General features: G+C 66.2%; 18 protein-coding genes. 14 read left to right on the top strand and 4 right to left on the bottom strand.

Annotated features, from left to right (window positions below):
* Positions 1–70: 70 nt before the first annotated feature.
* Both AB4Y35_RS04480 and AB4Y35_RS04485 read right to left on the bottom strand, forming a co-directional pair.
* Positions 71–613, bottom strand: a complete 543-nt coding sequence (locus tag AB4Y35_RS04480; protein ID WP_368688335.1) for a hypothetical protein — start codon at positions 611–613, stop codon at positions 71–73.
* Positions 614–688: 75 nt separating this feature from the next.
* Positions 689–1,504 carry a LytTR family transcriptional regulator DNA-binding domain-containing protein gene (locus AB4Y35_RS04485; protein ID WP_368703480.1) on the bottom strand — a complete coding sequence of 272 codons (816 nt, stop codon included), beginning with the start codon at positions 1,502–1,504 and terminating at the stop codon, positions 689–691.
* A gap of 204 nt (positions 1,505–1,708) precedes the next feature.
* Here AB4Y35_RS04485 and AB4Y35_RS04490 point away from each other — a divergent pair, with 204 nt between their 5' ends.
* From AB4Y35_RS04490 to AB4Y35_RS04530, 9 genes are all read left to right on the top strand, one after another.
* Positions 1,709–2,587 (top strand): xanthine dehydrogenase family protein subunit M, encoded by an 879-nt coding sequence (locus AB4Y35_RS04490; protein WP_368703481.1) that lies wholly within the window; start codon positions 1,709–1,711, stop codon positions 2,585–2,587.
* Between the two features lie 18 nt (positions 2,588–2,605).
* Positions 2,606–3,136: a (2Fe-2S)-binding protein gene (locus tag AB4Y35_RS04495; protein WP_368703482.1), complete on the top strand. Its 531-nt coding sequence runs from the start codon at positions 2,606–2,608 to the stop codon at positions 3,134–3,136.
* A 17-nt stretch (positions 3,137–3,153) separates the two neighbouring features.
* Entirely contained in the window at positions 3,154–5,568 is a 2,415-nt protein-coding gene (locus AB4Y35_RS04500) for an aerobic carbon-monoxide dehydrogenase large subunit (protein WP_368703483.1), read from the top strand.
* Positions 5,569–5,598: 30 nt separating this feature from the next.
* Positions 5,599–6,237 (top strand): SRPBCC family protein, encoded by a 639-nt coding sequence (locus AB4Y35_RS04505; protein WP_368703484.1) that lies wholly within the window; start codon positions 5,599–5,601, stop codon positions 6,235–6,237.
* Between the two features lie 8 nt (positions 6,238–6,245).
* The gene (locus AB4Y35_RS04510; protein WP_368703485.1) at positions 6,246–7,142 is read left to right on the top strand and encodes an AAA family ATPase; all 897 of its coding nucleotides are present in this window, start codon (positions 6,246–6,248) and stop codon (positions 7,140–7,142) included.
* The gene (locus tag AB4Y35_RS04515) at positions 7,136–8,338 is read left to right on the top strand and encodes a VWA domain-containing protein (protein WP_368703486.1); all 1,203 of its coding nucleotides are present in this window, start codon (positions 7,136–7,138) and stop codon (positions 8,336–8,338) included. The genes AB4Y35_RS04510 and AB4Y35_RS04515 overlap by 7 nt, the downstream gene beginning before the upstream one ends.
* Positions 8,335–9,411 (top strand): XdhC family protein, encoded by a 1,077-nt coding sequence (locus AB4Y35_RS04520; RefSeq protein WP_368703487.1) that lies wholly within the window; start codon positions 8,335–8,337, stop codon positions 9,409–9,411. Before AB4Y35_RS04515 ends, AB4Y35_RS04520 begins: the two co-directional genes overlap by 4 nt.
* Positions 9,408–10,037, top strand: coding sequence for an NTP transferase domain-containing protein (locus AB4Y35_RS04525; RefSeq protein WP_368703488.1), 630 nt, complete (start codon positions 9,408–9,410; stop codon positions 10,035–10,037). The genes AB4Y35_RS04520 and AB4Y35_RS04525 overlap by 4 nt, the downstream gene beginning before the upstream one ends.
* A gap of 105 nt (positions 10,038–10,142) precedes the next feature.
* Positions 10,143–11,150: an alpha/beta fold hydrolase gene (locus tag AB4Y35_RS04530; RefSeq protein ID WP_368703489.1), complete on the top strand. Its 1,008-nt coding sequence runs from the start codon at positions 10,143–10,145 to the stop codon at positions 11,148–11,150.
* Positions 11,151–11,198: 48 nt separating this feature from the next.
* Here the strand turns inward: AB4Y35_RS04530 and AB4Y35_RS04535 are convergent, their stop codons facing one another.
* A complete protein-coding gene (locus AB4Y35_RS04535) occupies positions 11,199–11,387 on the bottom strand; it encodes a hypothetical protein (protein ID WP_110386691.1) in 189 nt (62 codons plus the stop codon).
* Between the two features lie 249 nt (positions 11,388–11,636).
* Between AB4Y35_RS04535 and AB4Y35_RS04540 the strand changes: the two genes are divergently transcribed.
* From AB4Y35_RS04540 to AB4Y35_RS04550, 3 genes are all read left to right on the top strand, one after another.
* Complete coding sequence (locus AB4Y35_RS04540; protein WP_368693103.1) at positions 11,637–11,936, top strand: hypothetical protein; 300 nt, start codon at positions 11,637–11,639, stop codon at positions 11,934–11,936.
* Between the two features lie 202 nt (positions 11,937–12,138).
* Entirely contained in the window at positions 12,139–12,759 is a 621-nt protein-coding gene (locus tag AB4Y35_RS04545; RefSeq protein WP_368703490.1) for a glycine zipper 2TM domain-containing protein, read from the top strand.
* 280 nt (positions 12,760–13,039) lie between these two features.
* A complete protein-coding gene (locus AB4Y35_RS04550) occupies positions 13,040–14,590 on the top strand; it encodes a methyl-accepting chemotaxis protein (protein ID WP_368703491.1) in 1,551 nt (516 codons plus the stop codon).
* A 65-nt stretch (positions 14,591–14,655) separates the two neighbouring features.
* Here the strand turns inward: AB4Y35_RS04550 and AB4Y35_RS04555 are convergent, their stop codons facing one another.
* Positions 14,656–15,441, bottom strand: a complete 786-nt coding sequence (locus AB4Y35_RS04555; protein WP_368703492.1) for a GntR family transcriptional regulator — start codon at positions 15,439–15,441, stop codon at positions 14,656–14,658.
* Between the two features lie 248 nt (positions 15,442–15,689).
* Here AB4Y35_RS04555 and AB4Y35_RS04560 point away from each other — a divergent pair, with 248 nt between their 5' ends.
* Together AB4Y35_RS04560 and AB4Y35_RS04565 are read left to right on the top strand one after the other, a co-directional pair.
* Entirely contained in the window at positions 15,690–15,959 is a 270-nt protein-coding gene (locus tag AB4Y35_RS04560; protein WP_028203477.1) for a UxaA family hydrolase, read from the top strand.
* A gap of 50 nt (positions 15,960–16,009) precedes the next feature.
* Positions 16,010–17,185, top strand: a complete 1,176-nt coding sequence (locus AB4Y35_RS04565) for a UxaA family hydrolase (RefSeq protein ID WP_137333249.1) — start codon at positions 16,010–16,012, stop codon at positions 17,183–17,185.
* The last annotated feature ends 95 nt before the right edge of the window (positions 17,186–17,280 follow it).

Genomic DNA, 17,280 nt, shown 5'->3' on the forward strand with positions numbered 1-17,280 from the left:
GGCTTCCCAAGTGTGCTGTAGCGCACGTACGCGCACGATCGGATACGCATTCCTGCACGGCGGGATATGGCTATTCGACGGGAGCCGGCTGAACGTTGATTTCCAGCGGTTCTCCAGGCATTTGCGACGCGGGCGCGGCGTCTTCTTCCGGCGTCGGCTGGGCGGTCTGAACGGCGGGCGGCGGGACGCCCTTGCCCACAACGGGCGCCTCGGAAACGGGCGCAGGCGCTCTGGGCTGCGTGCTATGGGCGGCGGTCATGCCCGTGCCGACGTTCGAGCCCGTGCTGTTCGCGCTTTTGAGGAGACCGTGCGAGTCGAACAGGAACACGGCCGCCGACGAGTGTGTGTCGGAGCCGGCGACCAGCGAACCGATGAACGGGATATAGCTTTCCGGGTGCGGACGCGATGTCACGTAGGTGTAGACGAGCAGCGTCGAGCCGTCGTCGAGCGCGGTCTCGACCGACGCCGGGCCGAGCGCGACGATCACGTCCTGCAGCGTCGTGACGCCGTGCCTGAAGTTTGCCATCTGTTCGGGCCTGACTTCGACGCCGGCCGTCACGCAGCCGGCGAGTAGTGCGCCGCACAGCAGCCCAGTGACCACTTCGCGCTTCATGTCGCCTCGCCCCCTGACAGGAATTCTAGGACGAAGGAGACTGGCCGGCTGAAATAAAGCGACCGGCGCCTGGCTTCAGACCACGCCGAGCCACTCTTTCAGTTGTGCGGCGCGTGAGCGGCTCACCGGCACGACGCTGCGTTCGCCGTCGTCCATCACGAGGTTGACGCTGTCGTCGGCTTTGACGAGTTCGACCGCGTACGGCAGGTTGACGATGTGGCTGCGATGCACGCGCAGAAACGTATTGCTGTCGAGGCGCAGTTCGAGGTCAGTGAGCGACAGGTTGGAGAGGTAGCGGTCGTCCTTCGTGACGATCGTCGTGTAGTGGCCGTCGCCCTGAAAGCGCACGACGTCCTTCAGGTCGATCAGGATCACGCGGTTCTTGCGGTACACCGGAATCTTGAAGAGCCGCCGCGGCGGCGTGGGCGCGCCGGCGAGCGACTCCGCCGTGGGCTCGGCCGACGGCTCGGTCGTGAGGTCGGTGAGGTCGTAAAAAATCATGCAAGTGCCGCACGCCCCGTTCATGTCGGACATGCGGGACACCTTGAGCATGAGGAGGCGGTCGGGAATGTTGATCATCATCGCGACCGGCGGGGGCGACTTCACGGGGCAGCCGCCGGCGTCGCGCGACTGCAGCAGGAAGCGCAGCTTGTCGCGGCTTTTTGCCGGGTGCAGCTGCACGACGTCGATGCCGAACAGCTTGTCCTGGGCCACGCCCAGCGACTGCTCGCCCGCCGGTCCGAGAATCTGCAGCGCGACGTCGTTGAACGCGCTGACGCGCCCCTGCGCGTCGAGCCACACCACGCCCGGATTGAACTGCTCGAGGCGGTGCTGAAAAGTCTCGGCGCGGCGCGCGTCGGTGGTCGGCATGGCGTGCTCGAACGGTTTCATCCAGGGTTCTCCCCGATGCTGCCGCGGCGTTGTGCGCGGCGTCTGCGGCGGCGGGACGCTGCCTCCGTTTTATGTCCTTTCCCCTTTTCACGCAAGTTTTCCGGCGCCCGGCGCAACCATGCCGCCGTTCGAGAAAACCCATTGAATTGCTGCGTTGCATTGTGAAATCCTGAACTTCAGAAGGATGACAACAAGGAGACTAGTGTGATTCCCCGCCCATTCGAATACCACGCTCCACAAACCTTGTCCGAGGCGTTCGCGCTGCTCGGCGCGCACGGCGAAACGGCGAAGCTGCTCGCGGGCGGCCACAGCCTGCTGCCGATGATGAAACTGCGCTTCGCCCAGCCCGATCACCTGATCGACCTCGGCCGGCTGGCCGAACTCAAGGGCATCCGCGAGGAAAACGGCACGCTGTGGATCGGCGCGATGACGACCGAGAACGAGCTGATCTGGTCCGAGCTGCTGCAAACGCGCTGTCCGCTCATCGTCGAGGGCGCGCGGCAGATCGCCGACCCGCAGGTTCGCTATCGCGGCACGCTGGGCGGCGATCTCTCGCACGGCGATCCCGGCAACGACCATCCCGCGCTGATGATCGCGCTCGACGCCTCGTTCGTGCTGCAAGGCGCGGCGGGCGAGCGAGTGGTGAGCGCGGACGGCTTCTTCATCGGCACCTATGCGACGCTGCTCGAACCCGGCGAGATCATGACCGGCATCCGCATTCCCGTGCCGCAGCCCGACACCGGCTATTGCTACGCGAAGCTCAAGCGCAAGACCGGCGACTTCGCGACCGCGGCGGCGGCCGTCACGTTGCGCCTTGACGGCGCTAACGTCGAGCACGCGCGCATTGCTCTGACGAATGTCGGCGACACGGTGATTCGCGCGCTGGACGCCGAGCAGGCCCTCGTCGGCAAGCCGTTCGATGCACGCGCGCTTGACAAAGCGGCGCGGCTCGCGATGGCGGCGTGCAATCCGGTGGAGGATCTGCGCGGCGACGCCGACTACAAGCGCGCGATGACGGGCGAGATGACCCGCAGGGCGCTCAATACCGCCTACGAACGCGCCGCGAACGCGGCACGCCCCTGACCTCACGGAGAACGCGTAATGGCCAGCAAAACCATGGTGTCGTTCAGCCTCAACGGCAGCGAGGTCGATGTCGTCGTCGAACCGCGCGAACTGCTGATTCACACGCTGCGCGAAACGTGCCAGCAGACGGGACCGCATATCGGTTGCGAGACGTCGCATTGCGGCGCCTGCACCGTCGATTTCAACGGCATGTCCGTGAAGTCGTGCACGCTGCTCACCGTGCAGGCGCAGGGCGCGGAAGTCCGCACGGTCGAAGGGCTCGCCGAAGGCGGCGCGCTGCATGCGCTGCAGGAGGGCTTCATGCAGGAGCACGGGCTGCAATGCGGCTTCTGCACGCCGGGCATGCTGATGCGCGCGTACCGCCTGCTCCAGGAGAATCCCGATCCCACGGAAGCGGAAATCCGCTACTGGATGGCGGGGAACCTGTGCCGCTGCACGGGCTATCAGAACATCGTCAAGGCCGTGCAATACGCGGCGCGCAAGCTGCGCGGCGAAACGGTCGAAACCTCGCATCCGCTCATCGAAGCGGGCGCGGTGAACGCGCACTGAGCGCCGGGAGACACGTCATGAACAATCCCGACGCCAATCTCGAACGGCTCGCCGCGCTCGAAGGCATGGGCTGCTCGCGCAAACGCCGCGAGGACCCGCGCTTCATCCAGGGCAAGGGCAGCTACGTGGACGACATCAAGATGCCGGGCATGCTGTTCGGCGTGATGGTGCGCAGTCCCTACGCCCACGCGCGCGTGAAGCGCATCGACAAGTCGCGCGCGCTCGCGCATCCCGGCGTGCACGCCGTGCTCACGGCGGACGACCTCAAACCCCTCAAACTGCACTGGATGCCGACGCTCGCAGGCGACGTGCAGGCGGTGCTCGCCGACGAAAAAGTCTGCTTCCAGAACCAGGAAGTCGCGTTCGTGGTGGCCGACGACCGCTACGTCGCCGCCGACGCGGCCGAACTCGTCGAAGTCGAGTACGAGGAACTGCCCGCGCTCGTAGATCCCATGAAGGCGCTGGAACCCGACGCGCCCGTGATTCGCGAGGACATCCGCGACAAGGACAGCGGCGCGCATGGGGCCCGCAGGCATCCTAATCATATTTTCACGTGGACGATGGGCGACCGCGACAAGACGGACCGCATGTTCGAGAACGCGGAAGTCACGGTCAAGCAGGATATCGTCTACCCGCGCGTGCATCCGTGCCCGCTCGAAACCTGCGGCTGCGTCGCGTCGTTCGACAAGGTGCGCGGCGACCTCACGGTCTACATCACGTCGCAGGCGCCGCACGTCGTGCGCACCGTGGTCGGACTGCTGTCGTCGATTCCGGAATCGAATATCCGCATCATTTCGCCCGACATCGGCGGCGGCTTCGGCAACAAGGTCGGCGTGTATCCGGGCTATGTGACGTCGATCGTGGCGTCCATCGTGCTCGGGCGGCCGGTCAAGTGGATCGAGTCGCGCAACGAGAACCTCTCCAGCACCGCGTTCGCACGCGACTATCACATGACCGGCGAGCTGGCCGCCGACAAGGACGGCCGCATCAAGGCGCTGCGCGTGAATGTGGTGGCCGACCACGGCGCGTTCGACGCGTGCGCCGACCCGACCAAATGGCCTGCCGGCATGTTCCATGTGTGCACGGGCTCGTATGCGATCCCCAATGCGTTCGTGAGCGTCGACGGCGTGTACACGAACAAGTTTCCAGGCGGTGTCGCCTACCGCTGCTCGTTCCGCGTGACCGAGGCCGTCTACCTGATCGAGCGGATGGTGGACGTGCTCGCGCAGAAGCTCGGCATCGACAAGGCGGAGATCCGCTTGCGCAACTTCATCGGTCGCGATCAGTTCCCGTACACCACGCCGCTGGGCCTCGAATACGACTCGGGCGACTACGAAACGGGGCTGAGAAAGGTGCTGGCGGCCGTCGATTACAACGCGCTGCGCAAGGAGCAGGCGCAGCGCCGCGCCGACCCCGATGCGGAGTGGCTCATGGGCATCGGCGTCGTGAACTTCACCGAGATCGTCGGGGCCGGGCCGTCGAAAATGTGCGACATCCTCGGCGTGGGGATGTTCGATTCATGCGAGATCCGCGTGCATCCGGACGGCTCGGCCATCGCACGCATGGGCACGATCACGCAGGGCCAGGGGCACCAGACCACCTATGCGCAGATCATCGCATCGGAGGCGGGCATTCCCGCCTCGAAAATCACGGTGGAAGAGGGCGATACCGCCACGGCGCCATACGGCCTCGGCACCTATGGCTCGCGGTCGACGCCCGTTGCGGGCGCCGCGGTGGCGCGCGCCTCGCGCAAGATTCGCGAGAAGGCGCGCCGGATCGCCGCGCATCTGCTCGAAGCGAGCCCGGACGACGTCGAGTTCGATCTGGACCGCTTCGTGCTGAAGGGCTCGCCCGACCAGTTCAAGACCGTGAAGGAGGTGGCGTGGGCCGCCTATAACAACGTTCCCGAGGGGCTGGAGATGGGCCTCGAGGCGGTCGACTATTACGATCCGCCCAACTTCACGTTCCCGTTCGGCGCCTACGTCTGTGTGCTCGACGTCAACCGCTATACCGGCGAGATCCGCGTGCGCCGCTTTTACGCGCTCGACGACTGCGGCACGCGGATCAACCCGATGATCATCGAGGGGCAGATTCATGGCGGCCTGACCGAAGGCTTCGCCGTCGCGCTCGGACAGGAACTGCCGTATGACGAAGCGGGCAATCTGCTCGGCGCGACGCTGCTCGACTACTTCGTGCCGACGGCCGTGGAAACGCCGCATTGGGAAACGGACTTCACGGTGACGCCTTCGCCGCATCACCCGATCGGCGCCAAGGGCGTGGCCGAATCGCCGCACGTGGGCTCGATTCCGTGCTTCACGGCGGCGGTGGTCGACGCCTTCGCGCATCTCGGCGTCACGCACATGAACATGCCGCACAACGCGTTTCGCGTGTGGCAGCAATGCCGCGAGCTTGGCTTGACGCGGCCCGTTTGAGCCGAAGCGCGCACGAATGAGGAGTCCGGAATGAAGGTCGTACTCGACAAGGCATTTCCCCTCGACGCGAGCGCGGAGCGCGCCTGGGCGCTGATGCAGGACATCGAGGCGGTGGCCGGCTGCATGCCGGGCGCGAAGATCACCGAGCGCATCGACGATACGCACTACAAAGGAACCATCACGGTGCGACTCGGGCCGGCGACGATGGCGTTCAAGGGCGACATCGAAGTGCTCGCGCTCGACGCCGCGGCGCGCAGCCTGCATCTGCTCGGCAAGGGCACGGATTCGACCGGCAGTTCGGCGGCGACGATGGACCTCACGGCCAGTGTGCAACCCACGGGCGAGACCTGCACGCTGGCTGGCAAGAGCGAGGTGACGATGAGCGGCAAGGCCGCCGCGCTGGGTGGGCGGCTCATGGGGCCGGTGTCGGAGCAGCTGCTCAAGCAGTTCGTCGCAAACTTCTCGGCGCGTCTGAGTGCCATGGCGCCGCCGCAAACTGCGCCGGGCGCTGCTGCGAGTGCTGCCGACGAGCCGGTATCGGCGCCAGCTTCCAGGGCGGCCGCCGCGCAGCCTGCGCAGGCCACCGAGCTGAACGGCATCGCGTTTGTCTGGGCCATCATTCGCGATTGGCTGCGCGGACTCTTCACCCACAAGGCGCAGGGCCGCTGAGGCACGCCATGGCGCAAATCGACCGCATGCCGGACGTCCTCGCGCTGCAGGCGAAGCTGGCGGGCCACCGGTTCATCGTCGAGCGCAGCTTCGCGGCTGCGCTGCTGCTCACGATGGAAATGCGCCGCCCGCTGCTGCTGGAGGGCGAGGCGGGCGTAGGCAAGACCGAGGTCGCGAAGGCGCTCGCGCGCCTGCTCGACGCGCCGCTGATCCGCCTGCAATGCTACGAAGGGCTCGACGCGCACGCGGCGCTTTACGAATGGAACTACGTCCACCAGCTACTCGCGATCAAGCTCTTCGAGCAGGATGCGCGGCCGCTGCGCGACAAGGAGCAGGACATCTTCTCCGAGCGCTATCTGCTCAAGCGCCCGCTGCTCGAAGCCATTACGACCACGCCCGCTCCCGTGCTGCTGATCGACGAAATCGACCGCACCGACGAGGCGTTCGAGGCCTACCTGCTCGAACTGCTGTCGGATTTCCAGCTTTCGATCCCCGAGCTTGGCGTGATCCGCGCGACCGAGCGACCCTATGTGATCCTCACCTCGAACGGCACGCGCGAGATCTCCGACGCGCTGCGCCGCCGCTGCCTCTATCAGTACGTCGACTACCCGTCGTTCCAGCGTGAACTCATGATCGTGCGGACCCAGGTGCCCGAGGTGCCGGAGGCTCTCGCGGCCCAGATCGTCGAATTCGTGCATGCGGTGCGCGAGATGGCGCTGCGCCGCAAGCCCGGCCTCGCGGAAACGCTCGACTGGGTGGCCGCGCTGCTGCGCCTCGGCGTGAGCGCGCTCGACGAGAACGGCGTGGACCGCGTGATGGATTCGCTCGCCGCGCTCGTGAAAACGCGCGAGGACCAGGCCAGTCTCACGCGGCCCGTGATCGAAAAACTGGTGGCGTCATGTTGACCGGCGTCGACGGTACGGTGCCTCGCGCGGCGCCGCACGATCTCGCCGATCGCCTCGTCGCCCGCTATGCGGGCTTCGCGGGCTGGCTGCGCGCGAACGCGTTCGGCGTGACGAACGCGGACGTGGCCGCAATGCTCGAGGTGGTGCAGCGCATGGGCCAGACGGAGCGCGACGTGCTGCGCTGGAGCCTGCGTGCGCTGCTGTGCTCGCGCGCGCAGGAGTGGCGGCGCTTCGACGAATTGTTCGACGCGTACTTCCTCGCGCCGAACCGGCGCAAGCTCGCCGAAACCCGTGCTGGCGGCGCCGGGCCGCTGGCGCGCGACGACACCGCTCGCGGGCCGTCCGATGCGAGCGAGGGCACGCCGGTTTCGCTCGCAGGCAGCGGCAACGGCGCGGCACAGGAGGGCGGCGCCGCGAACGAAGGCGCCACGCTGAGAGAGTCGCTGGCGCACGCGGATTTCCGCCACCTGAACGATCGCGACGCACTCTTCGCCATCGACGCCGCGATCCGCCGTTTCGCCCAGCGCCTGCGCGGCATCCAGATGCGCCGCGAGCAACGCGCGAGTCTCGGGCGCACGCTCGATCTGCACTGGACCCTGCGCCGCAGCGTCTCGCGCGGCGGGCTGCCGGTCGAACTCGGCTGGCGGCGCAAGCGCCGGCAGCGCCCGCGCATCGTTCTGCTGCTCGACGTGAGCCGCTCGATGAGCCTCTACAGCTTCTTTTTCCTGCGGCTCGCGCGCGTGCTGAGCGGGCGCTTGCCCGACGTCCACAGCTTCATCTTCCATACGCGGCTCGTCTGCGTCGACGAAGCGCTGCGCGACCCCGATCCGCGTCGCGCCCAGGAACGCCTGCACCTCATTTCGGAGGGCTGGGCCGGCGGGACGCGGATCGGCGAGAGTCTCGCCGGTTTCAATGCGCACTACGCGCCGCGCCTGCTCCATGCGCGGACCGCGGTCGTGATCGTCAGCGACGGCTACGACGCCGGCGACGTCGCGCAGCTCGGCGAGTCGCTGGCCGCGATCCGGCGGCGCTGCCATTCGCTCGTCTGGCTCAACCCGCTCGCCGACCGTCCCGGATTCGCGCCGGTCAGCGCGGGCATGCAGGCCGCGCTGCCGCATCTCGACCTGTTTGCCGGGGCCCGCGACCTCGCGGGTCTCGAACGGATCTTTCCTCAAATTCTCGAGGCGCTGCAATGAATGTCCATGCCGAATCGAGCGAAACCCTCCCGGACGCCGCGGATCTGCTGCAGCTCGAGCAGCGGCTGATCGATGCGGGTGCACCGTTCGCGGTCGTCACTGTGATCCGTGCGGCGCCGCCGACTTCGACGCACGTCGGCGCCCAGGCGCTGGTGGAGGCCGACGGCGCGCTGCATGGCTGGGTCGGCGGGGGCTGCTCACGCACGATCGTCATCGAGGCCGCGCGCGAGTCGATGCGTACCGGGCAGCCACGGCGCGTGCGGATCAGCAACGAGCCGGCGCCAGCCGACGCCGAAGTCGAGGCGCATGCCATGCCGTGCGCGAGCAACGGCGCGCTGGAGCTCTTCATCCAGCCCACCGTGCCTGCGCCGCTCGTGGCCGTGCTCGGCGCCACGCCCGCGGCGCAGGAAGCGTGTGTGCTCGCACGGCGCGTCGGGTTTCGCGCGAGCCTGGCGGCCGACGTGGCGCGCGCCGGGCAGCCGGGCGTTGACGCCGCCGCGCTGGATCGCGCCGGTACGTCGTTCGTGCTGATCGCGACACAAGGCGAGCGCGACGAGGATGCGCTCGAAGCCGCGCTGCGCAGCGCCGCGGTGGCGGTGCTCCTGATCGCGAGTCACAGAAAGGCCGAGCGGTTGCGTGCCGCCATGCGCCTGCGCGGTATCGACGAGGCCCGGCTCGCGGCGCTGCACGCGCCGGCGGGGCCGGCGATCCATGCGCACACGCCCCAGGAGATTGCACTGGGCGCCGTGGCGGGACTCGTCGCCGTGCGGCACGAGATGCAGGAGGCGGCCGAGGCCGCGGCGCCGCGGGCCACGATCGCCACGGAAACCGTGCCGCCCTTGCCGCCGTGCGAGGCGCTCGGCGCGCCCGTGGCAGAGGCGGAGGCGGGGTGCTACGTGAACCCCGTGTGCGGGATGAGTGTCGAGATTGCGAAGGCGAAACACGTCGTCGACTATGGCGGACGCAAGGTGTACTTCTGCTGCGACGGCTGCAAGGCCGAGTTCGAACGCGCCCCCGAGCGCTACCTGCCTGCCGCCGCTCGCCCGCACGATCCTCCCGGGGAGCCGCGATGAGCGGCGCGACGTTTTCGGCTGTCGTGCTCGCGGCGGGCCTGTCCGCGCGCATGGAGGGGCGTCACAAGCTGCTGTTGCCGGTGGGCGGCGAGCCTGCCGTGCGGCGCGTCGTGCGCGCGATCGTCGCGGCACGGCCCCAGGAGGTTGTCGTCGTGACCGGATACAACGGCCGAGCCGTATTCGACGCGCTCGATGGCATCGACGTGCGCTTCCAGAGCAACCCGCGCTACCGGGAAGGACAGATGACGTCGGTCGCGAGCGGCGTTGCCGCGCTGCAGGCGCCGTGCGACGCCGTGATGATCTGCCTGGCCGACCAGGTCCTCCTTGAAGCGGCCGACTATCGCGAACTGGTCGAGGCCTACGCGACGATGCCGTACGGTTCGATCCTCGTGCCGATGTTCGACGGCGCTCGCGGCAATCCGGTCGTGTTCGCGTCGAGCTGGTGTCCCGAGGTCGTGGGCGGCCGCGTGAATCCGGGCTGCCGCAAGCTGATCGCCGAGCACAGCGGCGAAGTGTTTCTCCACGAGGCGGCGCACGATCGCTTTTGCGTCGACATGGATACGCCCGCCGATTACCTGAGCGTCATTGCGCGCGTGGAGGGCCGCACGGCACGCGTCGATCCTTGATGTCCCGGCTCACGCACAAAACGACCGATGTGGTTGAAGCATTGCGGCGCTGCATTCACAATGAGCGCCGGGCGCTTTCCCATCGCGTGAGACGAGGTCGACTCCATGATGAACGGGCTGCAAGAGAAGTTCGCGTACGTCAACGGCATCCGCATGCACTACGTCGAGAAAGGCACGGGCCCGCTCGTGCTGCTCTGCCACGGCTGGCCGGAGTCCTGGTACGCGTGGCGCTGGCAGATCGACGCGCTGGCGGCCGCGGGCTATCGCGCGGTTGCGCCGGACCAGCGCGGATACGGGCTCACCGATGCTCCGGAAGCCATCGAGGCCTACGACATTCTGAATCTCGTCGGTGATCTGGTCGGCCTTGTCAAGGCGCTCGGCGAAGAGCGGGCGGTTCTGATCGGGCATGACTGGGGGGCCGCCGTCGCCGCCTACGCCGCGCTGTTGCGCCCCGACCTGTTTCCCGTTCTCGGCCTGCTGAGCGTGCCTTACATGCCTCGGCGTCCGGTGCGTCCATCGGTGCGCCTTGCGCAGATCACGCAGGAGTGTCACTTCTATCAGGACTATTTTCAGTTGCCGGGACGCGCCGAGCGTGAACTGGACGACGATGTGCGCCGCTCGATGCTTGGCATTCTCTACACGGCGTCGGGCGACCCGGTGGTGAAAGGGCAGCCGGCCAATTTCGCGATCTTTCCCAAATCGACTCGATTCGTGGACAACCTCACGATACCCGACGAGCTTCCGCCGTGGTTGACCGAAACGGACCTGCAATATTTCGTCGCTCAGTTCGAGCGGAGCGGGTTTCGCGGGCCCATCAACTGGTATCGGAATATCGACCGGAACTGGGCGCTGACCAGCTTCCTCGACGGCGCCCGCATCATGCAGTCGACGCTCTTTCTCGCGGGAGAGCTGGACGGCGTCGTGAAGATGGCAGCGAAGGATTACGACGCGCTGGAGAGCAACGTGCCCAACCTCTGGAAGAAGCAGCTGATTGCGAAGGCGGGGCACTGGGTGCAGCAAGAGCGTCCGGACGAGGTGAACGCGTTCATCCTGAACTTCCTCGCCGGATCGGCTCACGCGCTGGCCGGCGGCGCAGCCGAAAGCCAGCCGTAAGCGCCGGCTGGCAAGTTCCGGTAAGGCGAGGCGGAACAGCCTTGCGCGTCAGTGTGTGGCAACGCTGACGGCGACGATTTCGTATCCGGGGTCGGCGTGCACGGACGCCGCCTTTTCGGCTTCCTCGTAAGAGACGAAGGACTTGGCTCCGCCAATCTCCGGCGCCATGCCGATATCGCCGTCCTCTGCGCAGCAGAGGTACTGCTCGCCAGTCTTCACCACGTAGACAGTCGTCATGATTCCCTCCATGGTTCGCGGGGGAACTTCCAGTCTAGCAGGTCGAAACCGTGCCCGAAGCCGGGTCGATTGCCTCTACGCTATCGGCTGGAACCTTCGATTCTATTCGCTTCACGACGGACGGCAACCCTTCCGTTGTTTCGATCCCAACACCGGCCTTCGTCTCCGGCAGATTTGTTCCGGATGTGCAACGATAGGCGTGCAACTCGCAGCTGTCTGACGAGCTGGACAATCCAACGGGGAGGGTAGATGAGAGAGAACGCCGAGACGCTATTCGTCGCTTCCGAAGACATTGCAACCGCGTTGAACCTGCTGGAGAGCATCGAGGTCGAGGTCGGCTTCGACAGCGACGATCCGGAGAGTATCGAGCAGGCGATTCTCGCCGTCGAGGAGGCGATTGATACTCGCCTGAAGGGCCATCGCGGCGACGCACGGGTCGAGTCAGCGATCCTTCGCGTCAAGTTCGACTTCCGCTGCGCGATCATCGAACAGGCCGCGTCCGACGATGCCGATGCCGACACCATCGGCAGTGTCCAAACCCTGCATTGAAACGCTCGGGGAATCCGGCGCCTGCCTGATTCCAACGGATGAATGGCGCCGCGCTCAGGCGCCGCCATTCATCCAGCAACGCACTTTACATGTTGTTACCCTCGCGCAGCGCACGTCCGGGCGGGCTTTGCTTATACTGCCGCGCAATCGCCATTCCTCCTCATGCTTGTCGTGCCCGCAGCGACGGCAACGCGAACCCACCGTGACGTTCATGCTCTCTATCAAGTCCGCCCTTACCGCCGCGCTTGTCGCGGCAGCCAGTCTGTCGTTGTCCGCATGCGTTGCCCCGGGCTACTCGCCGTACGGCGCGCAGCAAGGTTACCAGGGCCAATATGCAGCACCGGCATATAGCCAGCCCGCTTACGCACAACCGGGCACCGTGCAGCAGCCCGCCTACGCCCCGCCGCCCGCGCCGCAACAGCCGTATGACACGCAAGGCAACGGTCAGTACGGTGCGCAGTACAACTCGCAATACGGAAATCAATATGGCGCGCAGTACGGCACGATCTCGAGCATCCGGCCGTTGAGCAACGCCACCGGTGCTTCGGGCATCGCCGGAACCGTCGTCGGCGCGCTGGTTGGCGGCGTGCTCGGCAACCAGGTCGGCGGCGGCCACGGCCGCGACGCCGCGACCGTCATCGGCGCGCTCGGCGGAGCCTATGCCGGCAACCAGATCGGCCAGCAGATGGGCCAGCCCGCAGGATTCCAGATCGACGTGCAGCTGAGCGACGGCTCGACCCGCGCGTTCAACGTGCCGACGCCCGGCGACCTGCGCCCGGGCGACCGCGTGCAGGTCAACGGCAGCCAGCTGGCGCGCTACTGATTTCGCCGGCTGTCGCATAGACCTGAAGGTGTCCTGACTATCTTGCTGGCTTCGATCAGGAAAGCTGGCGAGCGCCAAACCGTGGCGTTGTCCGAGAGGCGACGTCACGCAAGCTAACAAAAAGCTTTCCTGAGCCGGTGCCAGTTTTCGCTTTTGTCAGGTCCGCAAAAGATCCTCAAGTGTCGTGAGCTCCATGCCGATATGCCGGTCGTAGTCGCAGCGGTATCACCCGCCATGCGACTACCCGCAGTCACAAAAAAGCTGACATTTGGGGACAGAAGTGGGCAAATTCCGGATCAGTACCATCCTGACCGCAGTGCTGTCGCTGCTGGTTGTCTTGATTGGCGTCAGCAATCTCATGGCCCTCAAGGGCGTGCGTGAGACTGCGGCCTCCGTCGAGGCGATGAGCCAGGCGACCGTCGAAGTGACCGACGTAACCGAGGCGTTTGCCGCCACGCAACGCGCCCGCGTGTCGATCTCGGCCGCACAGAGCGCGGCCCAGATCGGTGAAACCGCGGCGGCAAAGAATTTGACGGAGACCGTCGACGCCCGGCTGGCACAGGGTCAGGCGCGCATCGAGGCGTTCGCGAAGATTCCACGCTCCGACCCGGACGACCAGGCACTCGCCCGCCGTATCGTCGAAACCTACAACGCGCTGAACGATAGCGTGCGCAACGAGCAGAAGGCGCTCGCGGCCAACGACATGGCCACCTTCAATCACATCGCCGCGATCGAAAGCATCGCGGCTTCGCGCGCGTTCAACGACGAGATGGACAAGTTCGTCAAGCGCGCCACCAAACGCGGCCACGCGGCAAAAGAGGCCGCGAATGACACGACGTCGTTCCTCCAGATCATGATTGCGGTGTGCCTCGGTGTCACCGTGCTGGTCGCCGTGGCTGCGCGCCGTGCGCTGTCCCGCGTCGTTCAGAAGCCGCTGCAAGCCCTGGGCGAGCATCTGGACCGCGTCGCCCAGGGCGACCTGACCGCGCGCATCGGCGAACACGGCCACAACGAAATCGGCATGCTTGCTTCGGCTGCGAAGCGCATGCAGGAGAGCCTCGTTGGCGTGATCGGCACCGTGCTGGCGTCGACTGCGTCAGTCAGCACGGCTTCGAAGCAGATCGCCGCGGGCAATCTCGACCTGTCATCGCGCACCGAGCAGCAGGCCGCGTCGCTGCAGGAGACCGCCGCATCCATGGAGGAGCTGACGTCGACGGTGCAGCAGAGCGCGTCGAACGCGCAGCATGCGAACGACCTCGCGGCGTCGGCATCGGAAGCGGCGGGCCGGGGCGGCGCTGTGGTCTCCGAGGTGGTGGACACGATGAAATCCATCAACGAGTCGTCGCGCAAGATCGTCGACATCATCGGCGTGATCGACGGCATCGCCTTCCAGACCAATATTCTTGCGCTCAACGCCGCCGTCGAGGCGGCGCGCGCCGGCGAGCAGGGCCGCGGCTTCGCGGTGGTGGCCTCCGAGGTTCGCAGTCTGGCGCAGCGCTCGGCGGCCGCCGCCAAGGAAATCAAGGCGCTGATCGACGACTCGGTCTCGCGAGTCGACACGGGCAGCGCACTGGTGGCGCGCGCCGGTTCGACGATGTCGGAAATCGTCGAGAGCGTGGGGCGCGTGACCGGCATCATGGCCGAGATTTCGGCGGCCACCCATGAGCAGACGGAGGGCATCGAGCAGGTCAACCGCGCGATCAGCCAGATCGACGAAGCGACGCAACAGAACGCGGCGCTCGTCGAGCAGGCGTCGGCGGCGGCGCAATCGATGCAGGATCAGGCGCGGCTGCTCGAAAGGACGGTGAGCGTGTTTCACGTCGCCGCCTGAGCGATGAATCAACGCTGCGCTCGTCCGGCGGGCGAGCGCAGCGGAAGTGTGAAAAACCTGGGCCTTTAGAGCGGCTCTTCGTGTGAAGCGGAAGGACCGACGTATTCGTAGCGCGCGGTGTTCACGTGCGAGATGCGAAGCTCGACAGCCTCCTGATGATACGAGTACGCAATGCGCCGCACTTCGAGCAACGGCGTACCGGGCGCCACCTCGAGGAGTTCACTCTCGACCTCGTTGGCCGTCGCGACGCGCAGCCGTTCTTCGGTCCCGACCACGTTGATGTGGAACGCGTCCTGGTAGAAGTTGTAAAGCGTGCTGGGCCGCTCCCGCAACGCGGCTTCGGTCAGTCCCGCGAAACGCTCCTCGGCCACGGTGATGCTGTCGATCATGACGGTCTCGCCATGCAGCGCCAGGCGGTTCACGAACGAGAAAACCCGCGCGTTCGGTTCGATGCCGAGAATCGCGGCGACTTCGCGCGTCGCCTTGGCCTTCGTGAACGACACGAGGCTCACCGTGGGATAGCTCTTCTCGCCATCCTGGCGCACGACCCGGAAAAACCGGAAGAAATAGCGATCGCGCTGGTGTTGCGCGACGAACGTGCCGAGCCCCTGATGGCGCACGAGAATGTTGTCCGCCACGAGTTCGTCGATCGCCTTGCGCAGCGTCCCGATCGACACGCCGAAGCGCTCGGACAGGCGCTTTTCCGAAGGTATCGCCTCACCGCCTTTCCATTCCTTCGCCGACAGCGCGGCGAGGATCCCGTTTTTCACTTCCTTGTAGCGCGTTCCCCCGATGACGGGCGCGCTTGCCGCGCCTGCCGCGTGGGCTGCGCCGTTCTTCAGCGTGTTCATGGCGGTGTTCCCCCTTCCTTGTGCTTTCCGGACTTTGACACGATTTTACTTCATCTGGCTGATCCAACACATATAGATGATATGGTTGACATGGATGAATGAGCTGTCTATGATGCGCAGCATGGCCACGCGCCAGACCCCCCGTGAACAAAACTGGAGACACTCAGATGAGCCAGGCAGCTCAAGCAGCACAGCAGGCTGATTCAACGGCGGCCCATGCCGATCCGGCGCGCAGGACGATCCACATCGTGCTGCACGAGGCGAAGGACACGGTTGGTGTCGCGGTCGTCGAGGGCATCAAGGCGGGCACGCAGCTGAACGCGTGGATCATGGACGAGGACGAAATCGTCACTGTTCCGGCGAAGCAGGACATTCCGATCGGTCACAAGGTGGCGCTCAAGGACATGGCCGTGGGCGACACCGTCTACAAGTACGGCGTCGATATCGGCAAGGTCGTGGCGCCCATCAAGGCGGGTGAGCACGCTCACGTTCACAACATCAAGACGAAGCGCTGGTAAGGCGCAGGCGAGCCAGCCAGTCGAACCCCTCCCATTCAGAGAGAGACACCATGAGCGTGATTGACCAGAACACCATTTTCCGCGGCTATCGCCGCTCGAACGGCCGCGTCGGCGTGCGCAACCATGTCATCATCCTGCCCGTCGACGACCTGTCGAACGCTGCCGCCCAAGCGGTCGAGCACAACATCAAGGGCACCATGGCGCTGCCGCATCCGTACGGCCGCCTGCAGTTTGGCGCGGACCTCGATCTGCATTTCCGCACGCTGATCGGCGCGGGCTGCAACCCGAATGTCGCCGGCGTGATCGTCATCGGTATCGAGGAAGGCTGGACCAAGCGCGTGGTGGACGGCATCGCGAAGTCGGGCAAGCCGGTGATGGGCTTCGGCATCGAACTGCACGGCGACCATGACACGATCATGCGTGCCTCGAAGGCCGCCAAGGAAATGGTGCAGTGGGCGACGACGCTCGAGCGCGAGGAGTGCCCGATCGCCGATCTGTGGGTGTCGACCAAGTGCGGCGAGTCGGATACGACGTCGGGCTGCGGCGCGAACCCGACGGTCGGCAATGCGTTCGACAAGCTCTACGGACTCGGCACGACGCTCGTGTTCGGCGAGACCTCGGAGCTGACGGGCGGCGAGCAGATCGTCGCGGCGCGCTGCGCGAACGACCAGGTGCGCGAGCGCTTCCAGTTCATGTTCGACCGCTACCAGGACATGATCAACCGCTGGAAGACCGACGACCTCTCCGAGTCGCAGCCGACCAAGGGCAATATCGCGGGCGGCCTGACCACGATCGAGGAAAAGGCGCTCGGCAACATCCAGAAGATCGGCAAGAAGTGCCGCGTGGACGGCGTGCTCGACAAGGCCGAGGAGCCGACGCATTCGGGCCTGTGGTTCATGGACTCGTCGTCGGCGGCGGCGGAGATGGTGACGCTGTGCGCGGCCTCGGGTTTCGCCGTGCATTTCTTCCCGACGGGGCAGGGCAACGTGATCGGCAATCCGATCGTGCCGGTCATCAAGATCTGCGCGAATCCGCGCACGGTGCGCACGATGAGCGAGCACGTCGACGTCGATGTCTCGGGCCTGCTGCAGCGCGAGCAGAACCTCGATCAGGCGGGCGACAAGCTGCTCGAATCGATGCTCGCAACGGCGAACGGCCGCTGGACCGCGGCGGAAACGCTGGGCCATCGCGAGTTCGTGCTCACGCGTCTGTTCGAGAGCGCCTGACCGGCGCAAGTAGCACCCGCAAGCCCGCCTGCGCGGCGGGCTTCGCGAACGCAGTTCCCCGCAGTTCCATCGCAGTGGCGCGCACCGCGGCGCAA

It is taken from the genome of Paraburkholderia sp. EG286A, from assembly GCF_040965375.1.
Taxonomy (GTDB): domain Bacteria; phylum Pseudomonadota; class Gammaproteobacteria; order Burkholderiales; family Burkholderiaceae; genus Paraburkholderia.

Excerpts from the sequence above, each read along its gene's own strand:
- AB4Y35_RS04480 (WP_368688335.1), bottom strand. The coding sequence starts at position 613 with ATGAAGCGCGAAGTGGTCACTGGGCTGCTGTGCGGCGCACTACTCGCC.
- AB4Y35_RS04485 (WP_368703480.1), bottom strand. The coding sequence starts at position 1,504 with ATGAAACCGTTCGAGCACGCCATGCCGACCACCGACGCGCGCCGCGCC.
- AB4Y35_RS04495 (WP_368703482.1), top strand. The coding sequence starts at position 2,606 with ATGGCCAGCAAAACCATGGTGTCGTTCAGCCTCAACGGCAGCGAGGTC.
- AB4Y35_RS04500 (WP_368703483.1), top strand. The coding sequence starts at position 3,154 with ATGAACAATCCCGACGCCAATCTCGAACGGCTCGCCGCGCTCGAAGGC.
- AB4Y35_RS04505 (WP_368703484.1), top strand. The coding sequence starts at position 5,599 with ATGAAGGTCGTACTCGACAAGGCATTTCCCCTCGACGCGAGCGCGGAG.
- AB4Y35_RS04510 (WP_368703485.1), top strand. The coding sequence starts at position 6,246 with ATGGCGCAAATCGACCGCATGCCGGACGTCCTCGCGCTGCAGGCGAAG.
- AB4Y35_RS04515 (WP_368703486.1), top strand. The coding sequence starts at position 7,136 with ATGTTGACCGGCGTCGACGGTACGGTGCCTCGCGCGGCGCCGCACGAT.
- AB4Y35_RS04520 (WP_368703487.1), top strand. The coding sequence starts at position 8,335 with ATGAATGTCCATGCCGAATCGAGCGAAACCCTCCCGGACGCCGCGGAT.
- AB4Y35_RS04525 (WP_368703488.1), top strand. The coding sequence starts at position 9,408 with ATGAGCGGCGCGACGTTTTCGGCTGTCGTGCTCGCGGCGGGCCTGTCC.
- AB4Y35_RS04530 (WP_368703489.1), top strand. The coding sequence starts at position 10,143 with ATGATGAACGGGCTGCAAGAGAAGTTCGCGTACGTCAACGGCATCCGC.
- AB4Y35_RS04535 (WP_110386691.1), bottom strand. The coding sequence starts at position 11,387 with ATGACGACTGTCTACGTGGTGAAGACTGGCGAGCAGTACCTCTGCTGC.
- AB4Y35_RS04540 (WP_368693103.1), top strand. The coding sequence starts at position 11,637 with ATGAGAGAGAACGCCGAGACGCTATTCGTCGCTTCCGAAGACATTGCA.
- AB4Y35_RS04555 (WP_368703492.1), bottom strand. The coding sequence starts at position 15,441 with ATGAACACGCTGAAGAACGGCGCAGCCCACGCGGCAGGCGCGGCAAGC.
- AB4Y35_RS04565 (WP_137333249.1), top strand. The coding sequence starts at position 16,010 with ATGAGCGTGATTGACCAGAACACCATTTTCCGCGGCTATCGCCGCTCG.